This window comes from Lelliottia nimipressuralis (genome assembly GCF_004402045.1).
GTDB classification, from domain to species: Bacteria; Pseudomonadota; Gammaproteobacteria; order Enterobacterales; family Enterobacteriaceae; genus Enterobacter; species Enterobacter chinensis.
On sequence record NZ_SOMG01000018.1, the window covers coordinates 94,223 to 110,646 of the forward strand.

Sequence of the window (16,424 nt, forward strand, 5' to 3'; positions counted from 1 at the left end):
GGGGTATCTCTAAGAGGTTGAAATGAAATTTTGTGTTATATCATGCTGTTAGGTTGTTTGATTTGTTCCTATTATCGCACCATCTTAACGTCCTCCAACGTTCGTATTTATCTACAATTACACTGATTTATAAAGATTTATTTCTTATGTATGGGCAAGGCCAATCGGCGAAATAAAATCGTGAAAACTGCTTAACGTGCTACGTAAGACTGTGAAATGCTCCATGTTGGAGAAAATGCGTAAGCTTCGACAGCGTGGCTCGGAAATTTTTCGCTATACAATTGATAAGGGAAGGGCTGAGTCTAAACCTGTGGCAGCTCTCTCCTGCGCCCTCGAAGTTCATCAATCTAATTATTACCCATTCCTAAAAGCTGAAGACAAAGCTGATTTTCTCGGTGCTTTAGACTGTTAAACAGGTTACACCTTGTGCCATTATTGACTCAGGCGATAGATGTACTCAATGCACTCAAGATGATGACAGGAAACTATCATTATGTTTTTCCAAGGCGGAATGATCTGAATAAACTTATGAGTGAAGCGAGTATTAATCAGGTCATCAAGTGTATCGGGTATAGCTGCAGGGTTACGGGACATGGATTTAGACATATGTTGCCTATAATATCACATGAAAATAATTACTCTACTAATTGGATAGAAATGCAATTAGCACATTCAAATAAAATAGTTTTAATGGCATTGATAATAAATCTCAATATGTTAAAAAGGAGAAATAAGATACAATTGTATTCTGAAATGATATTTTCTTAAGGAAGCTATTTGTAACTTTAGCATGTCGTATAAGTGGATTTTAAAATTAATGAAGAGACGATAATCTATGATAACTACAAAAAAAATATTCTTCAGTAGGTTTAATAAAAATGCTGATGTAATCTTACACATAAATGATGTTGTTAGATATGGCAAGGAGATAATGGGTAAAAGTGTATATATATTAGATGTTGATATGTTCATACGGAAGGTTCAAGGGAAAAATAGCGATTACATTGATGAAGATATTAAGAGTCCATTAAAAATGCTATTGTTAGGTCATGAAATTAGCGAGTCTGAATTATTTGATAAATTGTCCAAAGGTAATATTTCTTTATATGATCTTAAAAGTGAATTGAAATTTGACTATGTATGCCAAATGTCTGAGGACGGATACAGATATATTAAGAATGAACTTGAATTAAATGCCTCATTGTCTTTGCTGAAATCCATGAAGGATTTTGGTGTTAATTATAATATAATAAGAAGTAAAACCTTCCTTGAAAAATATTCAGATAAACTGTTTTTTATTTTATTATTGGATAGCACCTTTAGCACGTATGCATTCGACAATGGATACAAATATTTCAATTCTGATGATGGTGTTATTTATCAGATGGAACCGCCTGATAGCATAGCTATTTATAAAAACAATATTAACTGTCAAATATTAAAATTTAGAAATTCATCTTCTATAAATATACCTATTCATTCATTAATTGGGAAAAATGGTAGTGGTAAGACATATTTAATTAGCAAAATTATAAAGCAGGCGATTTCGCCAGAGCCGGAGTTTAGAGGCTTAGGTGCTGTCTTTAGCAGGTTGATAGTTGTATCTAATACAATTAATGATAAATGCTATAGGCCTGCAAATATTACAAGAGCTAAAAACAAACTAAATAATTATCATTTTGTTTCACTGACATCTGAAAAGTATTATAATAAAATGTTCCCGAGGGGAAAGAAACTAACAATATTTTCTCTTTTAGAAAAAATACAGAAAAGAGATTCATTTAAACGGGGCGGATTTGAACAGGGGTATTTACTTGATAAAATTACTGAAAATGTTATACCGGGGTTCTCATTCTCCATAAAAACTAATATTGAGGAACATTTATATAATAATTTCTCAGAACTGACAGGACGATATGGACTCATAAACTTAACCTCTAATCTAGATCTAATTACTAACTCCGAAATTGAGTATGCTCTTCCTGATGTGGACATACAGTTTTATAAAAATGGTAAGCCATTTACCTTAAGTTCCGGTCAGCTATCATTTTTAATTAGTATGTTTTCCTTTATAGCTAATATTGAAAGTAATAGCTTGGTTTTGATTGAAGAACCTGAAAATTTTTTACATCCTAGCCTGTTAACACATTTTATAAATTCACTGACGCAAATATTGCGTGAAACTAATTCCGTTGCAATTGTTACAACACACTCGGCTTTGGTGCTGCGAGAAATTCCATCGGAACAAGTGACTATATTGCAAAGAATATCCGACTTTACCACGTATTCAGCACCGAGAATAGAAACTTTTGGTGCTGATACTCACCAAATAATGATGGATGTCTTTGGTGACTTATACTCCAACGCTCTTTTTAGAGACGAATTAAAGAGTATCGCGAAGGATAAAACAATAAGCGAGATACTGAGACAGTTTGCCCATCTTCCTTCGGATATTTTGAATAAAATAATCTTGGAGAAAAAACTAAAATGAGGGTTCTATCTAAGCCTAAAGGGATTGATGATTTAACAGATGAGTTAGATTTAAAGTCTTCTCTTGATGCTATCTTATCTCTTGATGAGCCTAAAGGGATGCTGGATTTAAGAAATAAGAAGGATGAACTCATAGGAGAGATGATAAAATACCATTATGAAATGTCTGAGAATGGTTTTTTATCCCATAATTCTAGAAAAAACTTAGTTAAATATAAAGTGCCTCTTGAGTGGATTTATCACAATCCGAGTAAGTTAAGAAAAACGGATTACATAGAATCTATTCGGAAGATATATGCTGAAAGTGGCTTGTTATGCCCATACTGTGGCGTTTCTCCTTGTCGTACATTAGACCATTATTATAATAAGGCATTGCTACCGCAATTCTCATTTCTCCCCGAAAACCTTATCCCGTGCTGTGGGGGTTGTAATAGAGATAAAGGCGCTAGAAAGTCCTTTAGCAAATGGAAGCGATTCGTTAACCCATTTTATGATGATTTCTCATTGCTTGAAAAAGATGAGCCGCTAATATATGTTATTTTTAAAGAGAATCCGCGCCAGAACGTTGATATGGAGTATGTTATTACAGCCAATCATAATCTCAGTTTCGTCATTCAAAAACAAATAAATTATCATATTAGAACAATTAAAATTCCAGTTTGGCATAATGAGGCCATAAGCAATTCATTCTGGAGAAATGCTAAGGATTTAGTTGGATTTAAAAATCTTTTCTCTCAAGGATTGATAGATAATTCAGTTTATAATGTTTTAATAAATAACTTTATCCAAAAAAACGAAAGTTTTAATTATGACTGGGAATATATTGTTAGATATTCACTTGTTAAGCTTGGAGTTAATTCTTGGATATATGGTAGCAGGTTGAGGAGGCTGTCTTAATGTATTTACGTAAGTCCGGAACGGCCCGGGATAATTGGGACGCATCTCTGATGTGGCTGGTTTTTATCGTCCAAGTAAACGGTATATTAAAACATGGATTTATTAAAGCTATTATCAATTTAGAGCGCAATCTCCCCGCCACGCCTGCCCACTTTAAGAGGCCGCTTAAGTACATAAATGACCTCCGGGGCGCCAGTACTAGTATTGGAGGGGATTCAGTGTCGGTAAAACGCATGCAAACCATGTACCTTATGCATTTATGTCCTGCCTGGTGTACTCGTTTGCCAGACTGCCCTCAAAGGCATTCTGTAGCGCTAGTATTTTCAGAGTGATAGTATCGAAGCAAGGTAGGAAATAAGGAATATAGTTATGGAAGAAGGTGGATTAACCCTCGTTATGTCGCCGGTACAGTTAGCGGCGGTGCTTTCAGAAAAGAATGTGACAGAAGCGGAAACGTTGAGTAACCGGTTACTTGGTGGACTTGGAATTTTACTCGGCGCGGTAGAAATGGCCGGTGCTACGGCACTCTGTATTGCCCCGGAACCAACCGGACTGACGAAAGCGGGATGTGTTGTTGTTGGAGCGCATAGCCTGGACTCTATTCAAAGCGCAGCCAGACAAGTTATAACAGGACGTGATACGTGCTCCGCCACCTATCAGATTGCTGTGAGCGCGGCGAAGGAACTTGGTGCTGATGAAAATACTGCACTCAATATCGGCATGACAGTTGATATTGCTGTTCCGCTTGGATTTGCAGCGGCTATTGGTGCAGCCAGAGTAGCTGCAATTAAAGCTGGCCGCATCAAACTTATCCAACATGAGTCAGTGACGGGCCTCAAACCCGGTGGTCATACAATCGCGAATCATGTTGGGAAAACTGATGGTGAGTTACTTTCCCGATTCGAGCAGAATAAGCGCCTTGTTATGTCTTCAACGTTTAAAAACTTAAACGTTGCTGAAAGCGTTATCTCGAGAGCACTCTATTTAAATCAAGCTAATATCAAGTCCTTACTCGGTGGTGGGAAAAGCGGTGGTCGTCTAACAATCAATCATCCGGTAGGGCAGGAGGTTGGGTATGGGTTCACACGAGGCAACACACAGCGCATCAGCATGCGTGGAGTAAGGATTGTTATCGAGCTTAAGGAATACAACGGAAAACCTTACTATATTCTTACAGCATTCCCGACCCCATAGGATAGGTGAATTATGCAAAGCTTCTATCATCTTGATCAGCTGATTCAGGGTTATTTCAATCAGGATCATGACCTCATAAATGAGGGTGAGGATACAATTGAGGGCACCATTAATCTGTATAAAAAAACAGCCCCTGGTTGGATGCTAAAAGAGTTAGCCGAAGAAATTGATACTTTTATTGAGTGTTATAAAGACAGGCTGGATGAGGAGTTCGAAATTCGATATGGATTTGATTTTTCACCTGAGCTGTGGCACTCGACTCCTTTCGATTTTCTGATGACAGTGCGCAGGCTTGCTCGTGCTTAGCAAAGATGTCTGGGCAAGCGAGACTTTATAATCACACAGCAAAAACCGTCTTAAGATGGTTTTTGCTTTTGCAGACTTAATGCCTACTCCCGATAAAAGGAACTCATCCAGGCTTCTTACGCATTATACGCTAAGTTCCCCCGACAGCTCCGCTAAACCATCACACATCTCCTGCAACTCATTAAACATCCTTGCCACATGGAAGCCATCGCACACGGAATGATGAACCTGAACGGCGAGCGGCAACAGCACTTTTCCATCCTGTTCGTAGTATTTTCCAAACGTGAACATCGGGGAAAAGAAGTTCTTCATGTGAGCAATATTCATATTAAAGTTCGTAAACGTTACCCACGGAATAGACGATACGAAAAAGACATTTTCCCGGGACTCTTCCTTAGGCCAGTATGAAAGGTTATTTCCATAGCGGGCGACATCTTCTGCATACGTGTCCTGGAAGTGATGAATATTGCCATCGTAGTGGCTCCATAATGACGAAAACGTCTCCGTTTCTTGATGGAAAATCGTATAGCTTGGATGAATTTCATTCCATATGACAAGCTCATTGTCCTTTATGGCCATACGGAATTCAGAATGCCGGTTCATGATTTTAGACAGGAGGAAAATAATGGTCGGGTAAAACTTCCAGCCAACCTCTTTGATATGTTTTCGCAGCGCGGTAATATCGATCAGAACAGTTTGGTTAATTGTACATTCAGCAAATGACTGAAATACCTCAAAGTGTTCCTTCCTTGGCCAACGAGATAAGTCAACAGGCGTATATTCCGGGACGGTCTTTTTCATTTTTTAACCTTGATTCGCAATCATCTGAATGGTGTTGGGCCAGAAACAACCGCAAAACCCTTTCAACCGTATCTGATCTTCCTGTCAATCTCAGGCTGCGGTTTTCCGAACAGGTATCCCTGCACCAGATCGCAGCCAAGCACCTGAAGACGTTCAAGCTGTGCTTCGGTTTCAACACCTTCTGCAATGACCCTCATATTGAGGCTCTTCGCCATACCGGTAATCAGTTTGACGATATTAAGCGCATCATCCTGCGTGGATATCGGGTTCACGAAGGATTTGTCGATTTTAATTTTATCAAAATTAAGCTCACTCAGTCTGGAGAGCGACGAATATCCCGTTCCGAAATCATCGATAGAAATTTTCACACCCAGCGCTCGGAGCTTTTTGAGAATAGTGAGCGGGGTGTTGCTGTCACTGAAGAGCGAAGACTCTGTCACCTCTAACTCAAGTCGGCTAGCCGGCAGCCCTGTTTCTTTCAGGATGGACTGCACCATCGTCGTAAACGATTTATTACCCAACTGAATAGGTGAGACGTTCACAGAGATCCTTGCCGGAACCGCCCAGGAAACGGCTTCCCGGCAGGCAAGTTCAAGCACAGTTTTGCCGATCTCATTGATCATCCCCGTTTTTTCAGCGACAGAAATAAAGTAATCAGGTGACAGCATTCCCTTCACCGGGTGTATCCAGCGAATAAGGGCTTCATAGCCATAAATTTCATTGCTGAATGAATCGACAATAGGCTGGTAATAAACAACGAATTCATTGTGATCAATCGCCAGTGCCATATCATGTTCAAGGGTTCTGCTTTCCTGTAACCTTTGCAGCATCCACTGACGGAAGACTTTTATCTGCTGTGAACCTTCTTTTTTGGCTTCGTAGAGAGCCAGATCGGCAAATTTATAAAGATAATCAGAGCGCCGTTCATGATCAGATAAAACGATACCCACACAGGTGGCAATTTTTATCAGTTGGTTATTAATCGTGTAGGGCTGGCTGATTTGATCGCTAATTTCTTTGGCGCGCGAAACTGCCGCGTTTTCGGTCAGGCCGCTGGACAGAAGGGCAAACTCGTCTCCGCCCAAACGGTAAAAGGTATCTGAAGCACTGCTCATCGAGGTGAGTCGCCGGGATACCTGATTCAACAGTAAATCGCCGGCATCATGGCCATAGGTATCGTTGACCTCTTTGAACCGGTCTAAATCAAATAACATCACCGTGACGGGGATATGGTTTTTATCTGCCTGAAGATTAATTTTGTTGAGATCATCCCAGAAGAAAAGGCGGTTTTTCATACCAGTGAGGGAATCATGATAAACATCATATTCCAGCTTCGCATTCTGAATTTGCAGTGTTTCTTTTGATATCTGAAGTTCGTCAGCAAGGCTTTTAACCTGCATGTGAGCTTTGAGAATATTTTTATTCTGATAGATCATTAAAAACCCAAGAATGAAGCTTAATATCACCAGGAGTAATGAAAGGGCCGAGTAAATATAGTAAAGAATCTGTATTTTATGATTGGATTCATTAACCGTGTTAATGTCTTTTGTTAATGCCGTTGCAGAAAGTTGGCTTAGCGGTGCATCGAGAACATGCATGTTTGTTAGATATGCTTGTAACTCTGAGTGGCTCATTTTTTCAAGATTGCCATCCAGATAGGCAAGTATTTCCTCTAAGCGTACAGCGAGCTCCTGATGCATTTTATCGCTGTCAATATAGCGACCTAAATCTCCCCCCTTCATTAAGTCGCTCTGGCTTAGCATAATTTCGAGACGCATGCGGACCTGGTCTATCGTAACGTCATCAGTATCCGTTGCGTATAGACCAAGCCATGATTCAAATCGATAGTACTCTGATACCAGTTGTGCCACGGACCAGGACTCAGTGTATTGAGTCAGTTTTTGCAATTCCTGCTGACGATCGTAAACAAGGAATGCAATATATCCTGTCGTGATAAAAAGAGAAAAAATGATACCAACCAGTATCCTGTTCATTATGTTCTCCTGAACTGCTATTCAATCTTCATTTTGCTAACCTGCCATGCTGATCGCGAGTAATAAATCTGATTATTCAACTCTGGAAGACTGTCATAGGGGTATACAATGAATGATGGGCCTTTATCGCGGATGCGCATATATTCGCCGTTGACCTTTAAGGCAAGTATGGCGTTGTATTTTTTGAAATCGCTGAGAGGGATCACGGTAGAGTAATCATTGAGCGCAATAACGTTAATGTTAGTACCCTTCGCACCCACATAATCCATGAGTTTGCTCATCGGGACACCCTCAAACTTAGTACGACCATTATACCAGGGGGAGGTTGTCTCGAAACTCACCACACCCAGTTTTTCAAGGCTGGCGAGATCAAACACTGCTTTTCCATTTTCATTCGTATTTTCTATATTACCGTAAATCGTTAAAATGGGTTTACCAACTGGTTTTGGCAGTTCGCCAGCCCAGGTTACACTTTGTACCAGACAGCATAACAGCAGTAGGGTTAATCGCATTTTGGCCTCCACTTTTTTACAGAAGTATAAGAATTATAATTTAGATATCACACGAGTTGATATATTTTGTTGTAGAGCAAGGGTTTTTATCGTTTTTATTGATGTAATGTGATTTTTATCAATGAGTTAGGTGTTTTTGGTGGCAGGGTGTTTGATGGTCGAACGACGCTTAACTTTTTGATAAAAGCTAAAATTGCGGGCATAAATGCACTTGTGTTTAAAAAATGTGCGCTTTAATTGATTGATATTATCTTCCACCACCATAGTGGGGCTTTCGTGGCTTTTTGGGGGGCGCGAGTTTTAAGACAAATTACGCGCCCCGGCTGTGTCCGTTGTTTCAGGATGATGACGATAAGCGAGGCCACGAACATTCCGATTACGGTATATCCAATACTGCTATCCAGACTTCAGCTTCTCCTGGGCGCTGACGTCGTCTTATCCCCTTTCGCCATACTGGCAAAAACAGCGTCCCGGTAGATCCACGCATGAACTAATGCGGCAGAGAGATGGACCAGCACCACCGCAAAAAGTAACTTTGCCAGAAGGCTGTGGGCGTCGTGGCACCATGCATACAGTGCCGGGCTGGTAGGGGCAATCGGAGGCAGGTTGATACCGTCAAACATCACAATCGGCACGCCCGCCGCCGACAGCTGTGCCCAGCCCAACAGTGGCATGGCCAGCATTAACGCATACAGCACCCAGTGTGATGCCTTTGCAGCAAGCACCTGCCAGACGGGCAAGTCGGCAGGAAGAGGGGGCGTTCGGCTAATGAGCCGGTTGGCCAGACGAACCAGTGCCAGCAGTAAAATGGCGATACCCAATGGCCGGTGCAGGTCGATTAACCAAATCCGATGATGTAATGACGTCATCATGGCGGCGCCGATGAACAGCATAGCCAGGATCATCACCGCCATCAGCCAGTGAAGGCTTCGCGCCAGGGTATTGAAATGCTGCGGAGCGTGCTCACGCATGCGTTTATTCGAGCTCATTTTACCTCCTGCTTTTGCACGGCTTCGGTGGCCTTGCCGTAACCGATTTCCCGCTCGCGGCGACTGAAGGAGTGCGAGTAAGCTGCAGAACGGGCATTTAAGATGGGATCATCCGATACCGCAACGCCCGCAGGAACGATTGAGGGATCGAAGTTAACGTCGCGGCACGCGCCCACGGATTGCGCTTCGACACGCGTCACTTCCAGCGTGCCGGCCACCAATTGCTTGCGATCCTCCGGCCAGGGCTGTGAAGGGTCATCCACCGGATCGCCCGGCTGTGCGAGCTGCAAAACGTAATCCCAGTAGAGTGGCTTCTGTTCGAGACGCTGGCGCAGGTTTTCGAACAGGAAATTGTCATCCGCTTTCTGGCGCTGTTCATCGCTCAGCGAGAAGAAAGGATCGTGCGGGTGCATCATCCAGCGAACGGGTTGTCGATCCCCCTGCGCGTTCACAAGGTAGAAGGCGTTGATGCTGTAAAACGTCGCGCCGGCGAAGCTGGCGGGTGCGGGTTTTTGCGCCGCCCATTTAAGGTATTTCTCTGCCTCCGGGTACGCTTTCAAAAAGTCTGCGATACGCTGCGGATCCGGCTTGCCGGTGGCTGCATCAACAGCAGTGGCTTTGCGCAAGGCCAGAAACCCTTCCGGGTTGTGTGTGGCGAAGTAAGGCTCGTTGTTCATCGCCATCCGCCATTGTTGCTTGTCATCCGTCTTCAGCAACAGTGCCATGCTCAGGGTTTTGGTCGTGCTATCCGGGGCATGTGGATCGCCAGTACCAATAGAGAATCGGCCCACCACGGGGATTTCCGGCTGCGAGAAGAGGCGGGAGGTTGACAGAGAAACCGCTGAGCCGTTTGGCACAAAGGTTCCGGCAAAGCAGATGCCTTTACCATGCGCACGGCGAAAGCCAGGCGGGAAGGGTTTTGGTGTTTCACCTACCAGCGTCTGGCTGACGGTGCGTGACCCAAACCAGCCCGCCGTCCACGCAAAAGCGGATGCCAACGTACCCGCGATCACAGCGATCGACGCCAGGGCACCCCAGGTTTTTTTGGACCTCAAATCCAGTTTCGACATAGACGTTTTTCCATAAAAAATATCATCACATGCCGGGCACAACGTATCGTGTGCGGTACGTGTTAATACAGTGGCGAATATGACTCGATTATATGAGGCCTGGAGGATAAAGACAGAATATCACGGAAAGTTTAAAACTTACCGCCGTCACAAAGGTGGGGTTACTCATCACAACGGAAGTTGTGACCAGGCCGGGTCCCCACGGAGAAATAGTGACGAAATATGTAATATAAGGATTTCCATTTTGCCACATTAAATTTTAATCCTCTCTCGGTACGAATTAATAACGCCCCGGAGAGTGGAGAGGCCTTACCTGTTTTATTTGCTATAGCTTCAACATTCGGCCATAAGCTGCTGTCTGGAATATTCAGAACAATATCGGTGTTGCCCGTTAGTGCTTTACTTCGGTGAAGCGCGAAGTAAAACGCGCCTCCCAAAAATTCCCTGGAGCGCAGTGTTAACCCCTTCCTCCTGAATGGGGGGAAATACTATCAGGCGCAACCTTTAAGGAAATAACATCTTCTGAAAAGTATGCGCCCAAATGTGCTGGGCTCCGGGTTTACTTGCTCTTATTTTGTAAAGCATCGAGAGGCAAACGCCACAAATCATAGCGTTCCTCCCCTGATTTAACGGCTCCTGCGAAGTGATCATTGAGGCGACTCGAGGTAAAGATCAGATCCCCGTTCGGACGGATTGCCGGAGTGTCTGGCCAGTGTACGTCTTCGCTGGCAGCGAGCAGCGACATAGTACGGTGCTTCGGATCAAACCACACAATGCCGTTGCGGGTGACATCCGTGATATAGAGGTTGCCCTTTGCGTCGGTCACGAGACCGTCCGTGTTACCGCCCACTACGCCAAGATCCTGAATACCATCGGTAATCTGTGCATCGGTTGACCCGGGCTTCCTCAGCATTGCAGTGGGCACTGCCCAGGCATGGGTTCCCGTTGTCACCGTCCAGTACAGCGTGCCCGCATCCGGAGAAAGTGCAATGCCGTTGATGCCAATCAATAACGGTTTACCCGGCCAGACTTCAGTTCCGTGTGAGACCACGTTGACTCCCGGCTCAATCTGCAGCGCAGGGTGACGATCGAGCACGCGCCGGGCCGTGCCGGTGGCGAAATCCACAACAATAAGCCCCACATGATTTTCCGGTGCACTCCGCGATCCGCTGTCGGAGATATAGGCGACACGCCGGTTCTCATCGACAACCACATCATTAAGGAAACTGGCCTTGCGGTCCGCCACGCCATCCAGGGCGATACGTTTAATGGTGTGGCCGGAGTTAAGATCCAGCACGACCAGTTTCTGAGAGCCTATGGGTGATTCCGCTTCTCCCGCGACGAAACCCATATCCAGCGCCCATACCCAGCCGTTTTTACGGTCAATATAAAAGCCGAGCACGTTGCGCAGGTTCTGAGCGGGATCGGTGTTCACCGCATTCCCCTCGCGGGATGGAAACGCCGTCAGGCGGGCAGGACCGGACTGAACCGTCGTATCCAGAATGCTTAAGGTAGCGGGAGCCGCAGCTGAAACCAGCCGGGGCGTGCTGACAAAGGCCCGGTCCCTGGCATCAAAATGGATACCCGCAATGGGGGCATTAACCGAGCCGGAAAACGTCGCAGGCATTTGTCCGTGTTGAGGGGTATCCCAGCTCACGCCAGCATAGCTGCGCCAGCGCTCCAGAGGCGCGTGGTTTTCCGCGTTGACAAAACCCGGGAAAGAGAACAATGCCGCCATCGCGATGGCGGGCAGACTAAGGGGGCGGTTTAACATAGACAGGCTCCAGTGGCACGTTCAGGTGATAACTGCAGGCCACTTTACTCATCGCCCAACGGGAGATAAATTAGCCAGATTGAAAAACATTTGTTCCTGAAAGAGCAAAATGAGCCGGAAATTTGATTACCTCGGAGACGTTGAAGTCTTCATTGCTGTGGTTGAACACGGCTCTTTTACGGGCGCAGCGGTTGCCCTTTCAACCACTCCTTCGGTATTGAGCCGTGCGGTCACCCGCCTGGAAGCGCGTCTTGGACGGCAGTTGTTACAGCGCACGACCCGCCGGGTGGGGGTGACTGAAGCTGGACGCATCTATCTTGATCAGGCGCGCTCAGCGTTTTCTCTGCTTGATGACGCCGAACGCGTTGGACGGGGTCAGGAAGGCGATTTGACTGGTCGGGTGCGAATCAGTGTCCCGACCACCTATGGGCATTATTGTCTACCGCCATTGCTGGCCCACTTTTCCCAACAATATCCGTGCGTTCGGGTAGAGCTGAATATCACTAATCGTAATGTCGACCTGATCGCCGAGGGATTTGACCTGGCGATACGTCTGGGTCACCTGCCGGACAGTGGGTTCGTCGCACGTAAGCTGGAGGATGCTACGCTGCTTTTGGTCGCATCACCCGCTTACCTTCATCGAATGGGAACGCCGCAGACGCTGGATGAGTTGCCACAGCATATATGCCTGCCTTTTATCATGCCGCGCACCGGGCGCATAGCTCCCTGGGTATTTCGTTATGAGGGGCGCGATATTGACTGGTTGCCCGGTTCAGCCATTGAAATATCAGACGATGTACTCGGCGTGGTTTCGCTCGCGGAGCAGGGGATGGGGATCTGCCAGAGCTATGAATTTATTGTCCGCGACAGAATACAGTGCGGCCAGCTGGTGGAGGTGCTTCCACAATGTCGGGGACGATCCCGGCCTTTCTCACTGATCTATGCGCCTCATAGACGTCAATCGGCTGCTACACGGGCGATGATAGACCTGCTGACCACTCAGGAATGACAGGGACCTGTCTATCATGAAAAAGATAGCTTTGCCCTTCGGATTATATTCATCGTGGCGGGGACTATTCGACCTGGAGCAAACCTTACAGGTATGAATCCAGGAGCTGAAACAGCGGCTCTGGTGCGAAAACCCGCTAGCCCGCCTCCAGCATCCCAAAGCTTACTATCCGCGCCCGGCCCAGCTCTTTCGCCCGGTATAAAGCCACATCCGCTGCGCGCAGCAGGTTGTCAGTCTGGGTATGTTGCGGGTAGCTGGCAATACCAATCGACACATCCACCGGTCCAATCTCGGTCAGCCCGTAGCGAATCGACAGCTCATGCACGCCGCTGTAAATCTTCTGCGCACAGGCGTATGCCTCTGCTTCATCGGCACCGGAAAGCAGAACCAGAAACTCCTCACCCCCATAGCGGAATGCCAGCCCGTTATCATGTGCGGCCCGTTGAACAATCGACGCCACGGTTTTGATCACCAGATCGCCCGCTTCATGACCGAACCGGTCATTAATGCTCTTGAAGTGATCGATATCGATCATCATGCAGCTTAACGGCACGCCGCTGCGCATCGCCTGTGTCGTTTGGGTTTGCAGGGTATCTTCCAGATGATGACGGTTACGCAGCCCGGTGAGCGGGTCAAACAAGGCTTTTTCCAGCAACGCGTCGCGCAGTCGTTGGTTGGCCAGCGCCAGACCGAGCGCCTCGGCCATCAGTTCCAGATACGCGCGGGAAGGGGCATTGTCCGCAGTGATATTCTGGAAGGAGAGCAAACCAATGGCCTCGCCCTGGGCGATAAGCGGCACGCACAGCGAGGTTTCCGTCTGTGATGGCGGAAGATGGTAGCAGGCGATATCCGGCTCACCGTTTACCGGCGGGTGGCTCTGCCCGCGACGTACGGCCCAGCACTCGTCCGGGTGGAAGGTTGTCTCTTCACCAACCGGTGAAAGCCAGTGTGCGACGCAGCGCATCTGCCACGGATCGCGGTCAAGAATGTAGAGTCGGCCCGCTATCCCCGGCGCAATGTTGGGCGCAAACAGCTCCGCCACGTTAATCACATCGTTAAAGTTCTCACACCCTTGCAGCCGCTGGGTCATGCGCGCCAGCAGCTCGCGGATGGCCCAGTCGGCATCGCGCTCTCTTTCCAGACGCTGTCGCGCAAGGCCGTTTTCACGGAAGATGCTGATGGCCTGGGCCATATCGCCGATCTCATCAATCTGGTTGAAATTAGGCGTTTCAACCGCGTAATCCTGTGACGCCAGGCGGTGCACCACGTCGCTCAGGCGCACCACGGGGCGCAGCACGCGGCGTTTTAATATAAAGCCGAGAACAAACAGGAACAGCAGGGCGGTCAGGCCGACCATTACCTCAGAGGCCGTACGCAGCGCTTTCGATTTTTTTGTCGCATCTTTTACGGAGCCGATGACGCGTTTGTCGAGGATCTGGCGAAAGTGGTCGATCTGGTTCTGCGCGCGCTCCAGCTCCTGCTCATAGGGGGCGCCATAGAGCAGGGCAACAGCCTGAGCATCTTCTCCTTGCTCAAGGCTGGTCAGTGCGGTTTGCTGTTCGTCCTGCAGTTCATCAACGATTTTTATCCCTTCATGCAGCAGGGACAGTTCTTCATCCGATGCGCCATTATCCTGCAACTTTTCCAGCCGTAGCTCGATGCTCTTCAGACTGTTTTCTGCCTGGCTATATTCCTTGAGAATCTGTGGATCTTTTTTAATGACGTACAGCCGTGCTAAATCGGACTGCGCCCAGATATCGGTTTCGATATCTTCCGTGAGCTGATCAAATTTCTGCCGTTGTTCAACGGCCTGACGTTCGATGGTATCAGCATTGGACGCCATCAGCATGATGATGCCGGAGGCGATGGTCAGGCAGACCGTGGCGCCATAGGCCCAGTTTGTTATCGTCGCGATTCGCACCAGATGATCCTTTTACGACATGAGTAGGATGGCGTTCTTCAAATTATAGAAAACGTTTGATTTAAGGCGAAAAAAAAAGGCGGCACAGTGCCGCCTGGTGTGGTCTTTATCGTCACATCCCTACAAATCTGGAGGATTTTTTCCTTCTTCGATGAAATCCGCGTCCAGCTCTTCGGCATTACCTTCGTGATCGCGCCCTGAGAAGAGGTTCCAGCAGGCGATAAACAGCGCGGCAATGAGCGGCCCAATCACAAAGCCGTTAATGCCGTACAGCTCCATACCGCCGAGGGTGGAGATCAGAATCAGATAGTCCGGCATTTTGGTGTCTTTCCCCACCAGCAGCGGACGCAGAATGTTGTCCACCAGCCCGACAATGATGACGAAGAAGCCGACAATGAACAGACCCTGCCAGAGCTGATGCGTGGCGAAGAGGAAAATGGCGGCAGGCACCCAGACAATCGCCGAGCCGATGGCGGGCACCAGGGAGAGGAACGCCATCAGCGCGCCCCAGAGCACGCTGCCGTCAATACCCGCAATAGCAAACGCAATTCCGCCGAGTATGCCCTGAACCACGGCCACCGCCGCCGTCCCTTTTACCGTGGCACGCGACACGCCGACGAATTTGGCGAACAGGTGTTGCTTGGCGAAATCAGACAGGGGCAGGGAGTCGAGGATTTGGCGTACCAGATACGGGCCGTCTTTCAGCAGGAAGAACAGCAGATACAGCATGATGCCGAAGCTAATCGCAAAGCCAAACGTCCCCTTGCCAATCAGAAACGCGCTGCCGGCGAGATATTGCCCGCCCTGCAGGGCGACATCGGAGAGCTTTTTCTGGATTTGCGCCGGGTTGGTCAGGTTGTGATCCGCCAGGAAGCCGCTGACCCAGTCAGGCAGGTGGTTGAAGATGCTCGCCACTACTTCCGGGAACTGGGTGTTGTTCTCCTGCAGTTTGGTGTAAACCACGTTCAGCTCAATGGCGAGCGAGGAGAGGATCACCATCAGCGGGATAAAGACGATCAGGCAGATAATACCGATGGTCAACAGCGAGGCCAGCCCGTTGCGATCCCCCAGCGCGGTGCGCAGCTTGTTTTTTACCGGGTTGAAGATGACGGTCAGAATAGCGGCCCACAGTATTGCGGAGAAGTACGGTGAGAGCACGTCGAAGAAGGCCCAGGTCACAAGGGCGAGAATGAAAATAAAGAAACCTTTGGTCAGTCCGTTAAAGCGCATCAGTCAGTCCTGGTTACTAAGAAACAGTGTCGACTATAGAACTGATTGCAGGATTTACCAACCCTTGCGCCGGGTGGCGGCTGCGCCTTGCCCGGCTTACGGGCAGTGTTGCGGTATGAATCCGTTATTCACGGATACCACTTTCGACTGACCGAAGACTGCCTCTTCCCGCACCATGCTGTAAGTATCTGCTTGCGGAGGTGCTTATGGCCTGGCGTCCGATTCTCTATGTGATCC

The 16,424-nt window shown here is 47.3% G+C and carries 13 protein-coding genes and 1 pseudogene; 6 read left to right on the forward strand and 8 right to left on the reverse strand.

The genetic code is table 11. The features are described 5' to 3' along the window. Positions 1–145 precede the first annotated feature (145 nt). The 5 genes and pseudogenes from E3U32_RS23785 to E3U32_RS12530 all read left to right on the forward strand — a co-directional run. Positions 146–768: pseudogene (locus tag E3U32_RS23785) on the forward strand (tyrosine-type recombinase/integrase); the annotation flags it as partial. 163 nt (positions 769–931) lie between these two features. Next, positions 932–2,491, forward strand: a complete 1,560-nt coding sequence (locus E3U32_RS12515) for an ATP-dependent nuclease (protein WP_166790939.1) — start codon at positions 932–934, stop codon at positions 2,489–2,491. Further along, entirely contained in the window at positions 2,488–3,387 is a 900-nt protein-coding gene (locus E3U32_RS12520; RefSeq protein WP_134349049.1) for a hypothetical protein, read from the forward strand. The genes E3U32_RS12515 and E3U32_RS12520 overlap by 4 nt, the downstream gene beginning before the upstream one ends. Before the next feature lie 369 nt (positions 3,388–3,756). Continuing rightward, positions 3,757–4,581, forward strand: coding sequence for an RNase A-like domain-containing protein (locus tag E3U32_RS12525; protein WP_134349050.1), 825 nt, complete (start codon positions 3,757–3,759; stop codon positions 4,579–4,581). A gap of 12 nt (positions 4,582–4,593) precedes the next feature. Next, entirely contained in the window at positions 4,594–4,887 is a 294-nt protein-coding gene (locus tag E3U32_RS12530) for a contact-dependent growth inhibition system immunity protein (protein ID WP_134349051.1), read from the forward strand. Between the two features lie 123 nt (positions 4,888–5,010). Here the strand turns inward: E3U32_RS12530 and catA are convergent, their stop codons facing one another. From catA to E3U32_RS12560, 6 genes are all read right to left on the reverse strand, one after another. Continuing rightward, positions 5,011–5,688, reverse strand: coding sequence for a type A chloramphenicol O-acetyltransferase (gene catA / locus E3U32_RS12535; protein ID WP_134349052.1), 678 nt, complete (start codon positions 5,686–5,688; stop codon positions 5,011–5,013). Between the two features lie 62 nt (positions 5,689–5,750). Continuing rightward, positions 5,751–7,682, reverse strand: coding sequence for a putative bifunctional diguanylate cyclase/phosphodiesterase (locus tag E3U32_RS12540; RefSeq protein WP_134349053.1), 1,932 nt, complete (start codon positions 7,680–7,682; stop codon positions 5,751–5,753). Between the two features lie 17 nt (positions 7,683–7,699). Beyond that, complete coding sequence (locus E3U32_RS12545; RefSeq protein ID WP_134349054.1) at positions 7,700–8,194, reverse strand: molybdopterin-dependent oxidoreductase; 495 nt, start codon at positions 8,192–8,194, stop codon at positions 7,700–7,702. Between the two features lie 407 nt (positions 8,195–8,601). After that, positions 8,602–9,183 (reverse strand): cytochrome b, encoded by a 582-nt coding sequence (locus E3U32_RS12550; RefSeq protein ID WP_134349055.1) that lies wholly within the window; start codon positions 9,181–9,183, stop codon positions 8,602–8,604. Continuing rightward, positions 9,180–10,253: a catalase family peroxidase gene (locus E3U32_RS12555; RefSeq protein WP_134349056.1), complete on the reverse strand. Its 1,074-nt coding sequence runs from the start codon at positions 10,251–10,253 to the stop codon at positions 9,180–9,182. Before E3U32_RS12555 ends, E3U32_RS12550 begins: the two co-directional genes overlap by 4 nt. A 559-nt stretch (positions 10,254–10,812) precedes the next feature. Continuing rightward, entirely contained in the window at positions 10,813–12,027 is a 1,215-nt protein-coding gene (locus tag E3U32_RS12560) for an L-dopachrome tautomerase-related protein (RefSeq protein WP_166790940.1), read from the reverse strand. Positions 12,028–12,136: 109 nt separating this feature from the next. Here E3U32_RS12560 and E3U32_RS12565 point away from each other — a divergent pair, with 109 nt between their 5' ends. Then, positions 12,137–13,036 carry a LysR family transcriptional regulator gene (locus E3U32_RS12565; protein ID WP_134349057.1) on the forward strand — a complete coding sequence of 300 codons (900 nt, stop codon included), beginning with the start codon at positions 12,137–12,139 and terminating at the stop codon, positions 13,034–13,036. 136 nt (positions 13,037–13,172) lie between these two features. On the opposite strand, the gene E3U32_RS12570 is transcribed toward E3U32_RS12565, so the two are convergent. Next, positions 13,173–14,957 (reverse strand): diguanylate cyclase, encoded by a 1,785-nt coding sequence (locus tag E3U32_RS12570; protein WP_134349058.1) that lies wholly within the window; start codon positions 14,955–14,957, stop codon positions 13,173–13,175. A 120-nt stretch (positions 14,958–15,077) separates the two neighbouring features. Beyond that, the gene (locus E3U32_RS12575; protein ID WP_134349059.1) at positions 15,078–16,187 is read right to left on the reverse strand and encodes an AI-2E family transporter; all 1,110 of its coding nucleotides are present in this window, start codon (positions 16,185–16,187) and stop codon (positions 15,078–15,080) included. Between the last annotated feature and the right edge of the window lie 237 nt (positions 16,188–16,424).

Coding starts and splice junctions, on each gene's coding strand:
- E3U32_RS12515 (WP_166790939.1), top strand. CDS start 932: ATGGGTAAAAGTGTATATATATTAGATGTTGATATGTTCATACGGAAG.
- E3U32_RS12520 (WP_134349049.1), top strand. CDS start 2,488: ATGAGGGTTCTATCTAAGCCTAAAGGGATTGATGATTTAACAGATGAG.
- E3U32_RS12525 (WP_134349050.1), top strand. CDS start 3,757: ATGGAAGAAGGTGGATTAACCCTCGTTATGTCGCCGGTACAGTTAGCG.
- E3U32_RS12530 (WP_134349051.1), top strand. CDS start 4,594: ATGCAAAGCTTCTATCATCTTGATCAGCTGATTCAGGGTTATTTCAAT.
- catA (WP_134349052.1), bottom strand. CDS start 5,688: ATGAAAAAGACCGTCCCGGAATATACGCCTGTTGACTTATCTCGTTGG.
- E3U32_RS12540 (WP_134349053.1), bottom strand. CDS start 7,682: ATGAACAGGATACTGGTTGGTATCATTTTTTCTCTTTTTATCACGACA.
- E3U32_RS12545 (WP_134349054.1), bottom strand. CDS start 8,194: ATGCGATTAACCCTACTGCTGTTATGCTGTCTGGTACAAAGTGTAACC.
- E3U32_RS12550 (WP_134349055.1), bottom strand. CDS start 9,183: ATGAGCTCGAATAAACGCATGCGTGAGCACGCTCCGCAGCATTTCAAT.
- E3U32_RS12555 (WP_134349056.1), bottom strand. CDS start 10,253: ATGTCGAAACTGGATTTGAGGTCCAAAAAAACCTGGGGTGCCCTGGCG.
- E3U32_RS12560 (WP_166790940.1), bottom strand. CDS start 12,027: ATGTTAAACCGCCCCCTTAGTCTGCCCGCCATCGCGATGGCGGCATTG.
- E3U32_RS12565 (WP_134349057.1), top strand. CDS start 12,137: ATGAGCCGGAAATTTGATTACCTCGGAGACGTTGAAGTCTTCATTGCT.
- E3U32_RS12575 (WP_134349059.1), bottom strand. CDS start 16,187: ATGCGCTTTAACGGACTGACCAAAGGTTTCTTTATTTTCATTCTCGCC.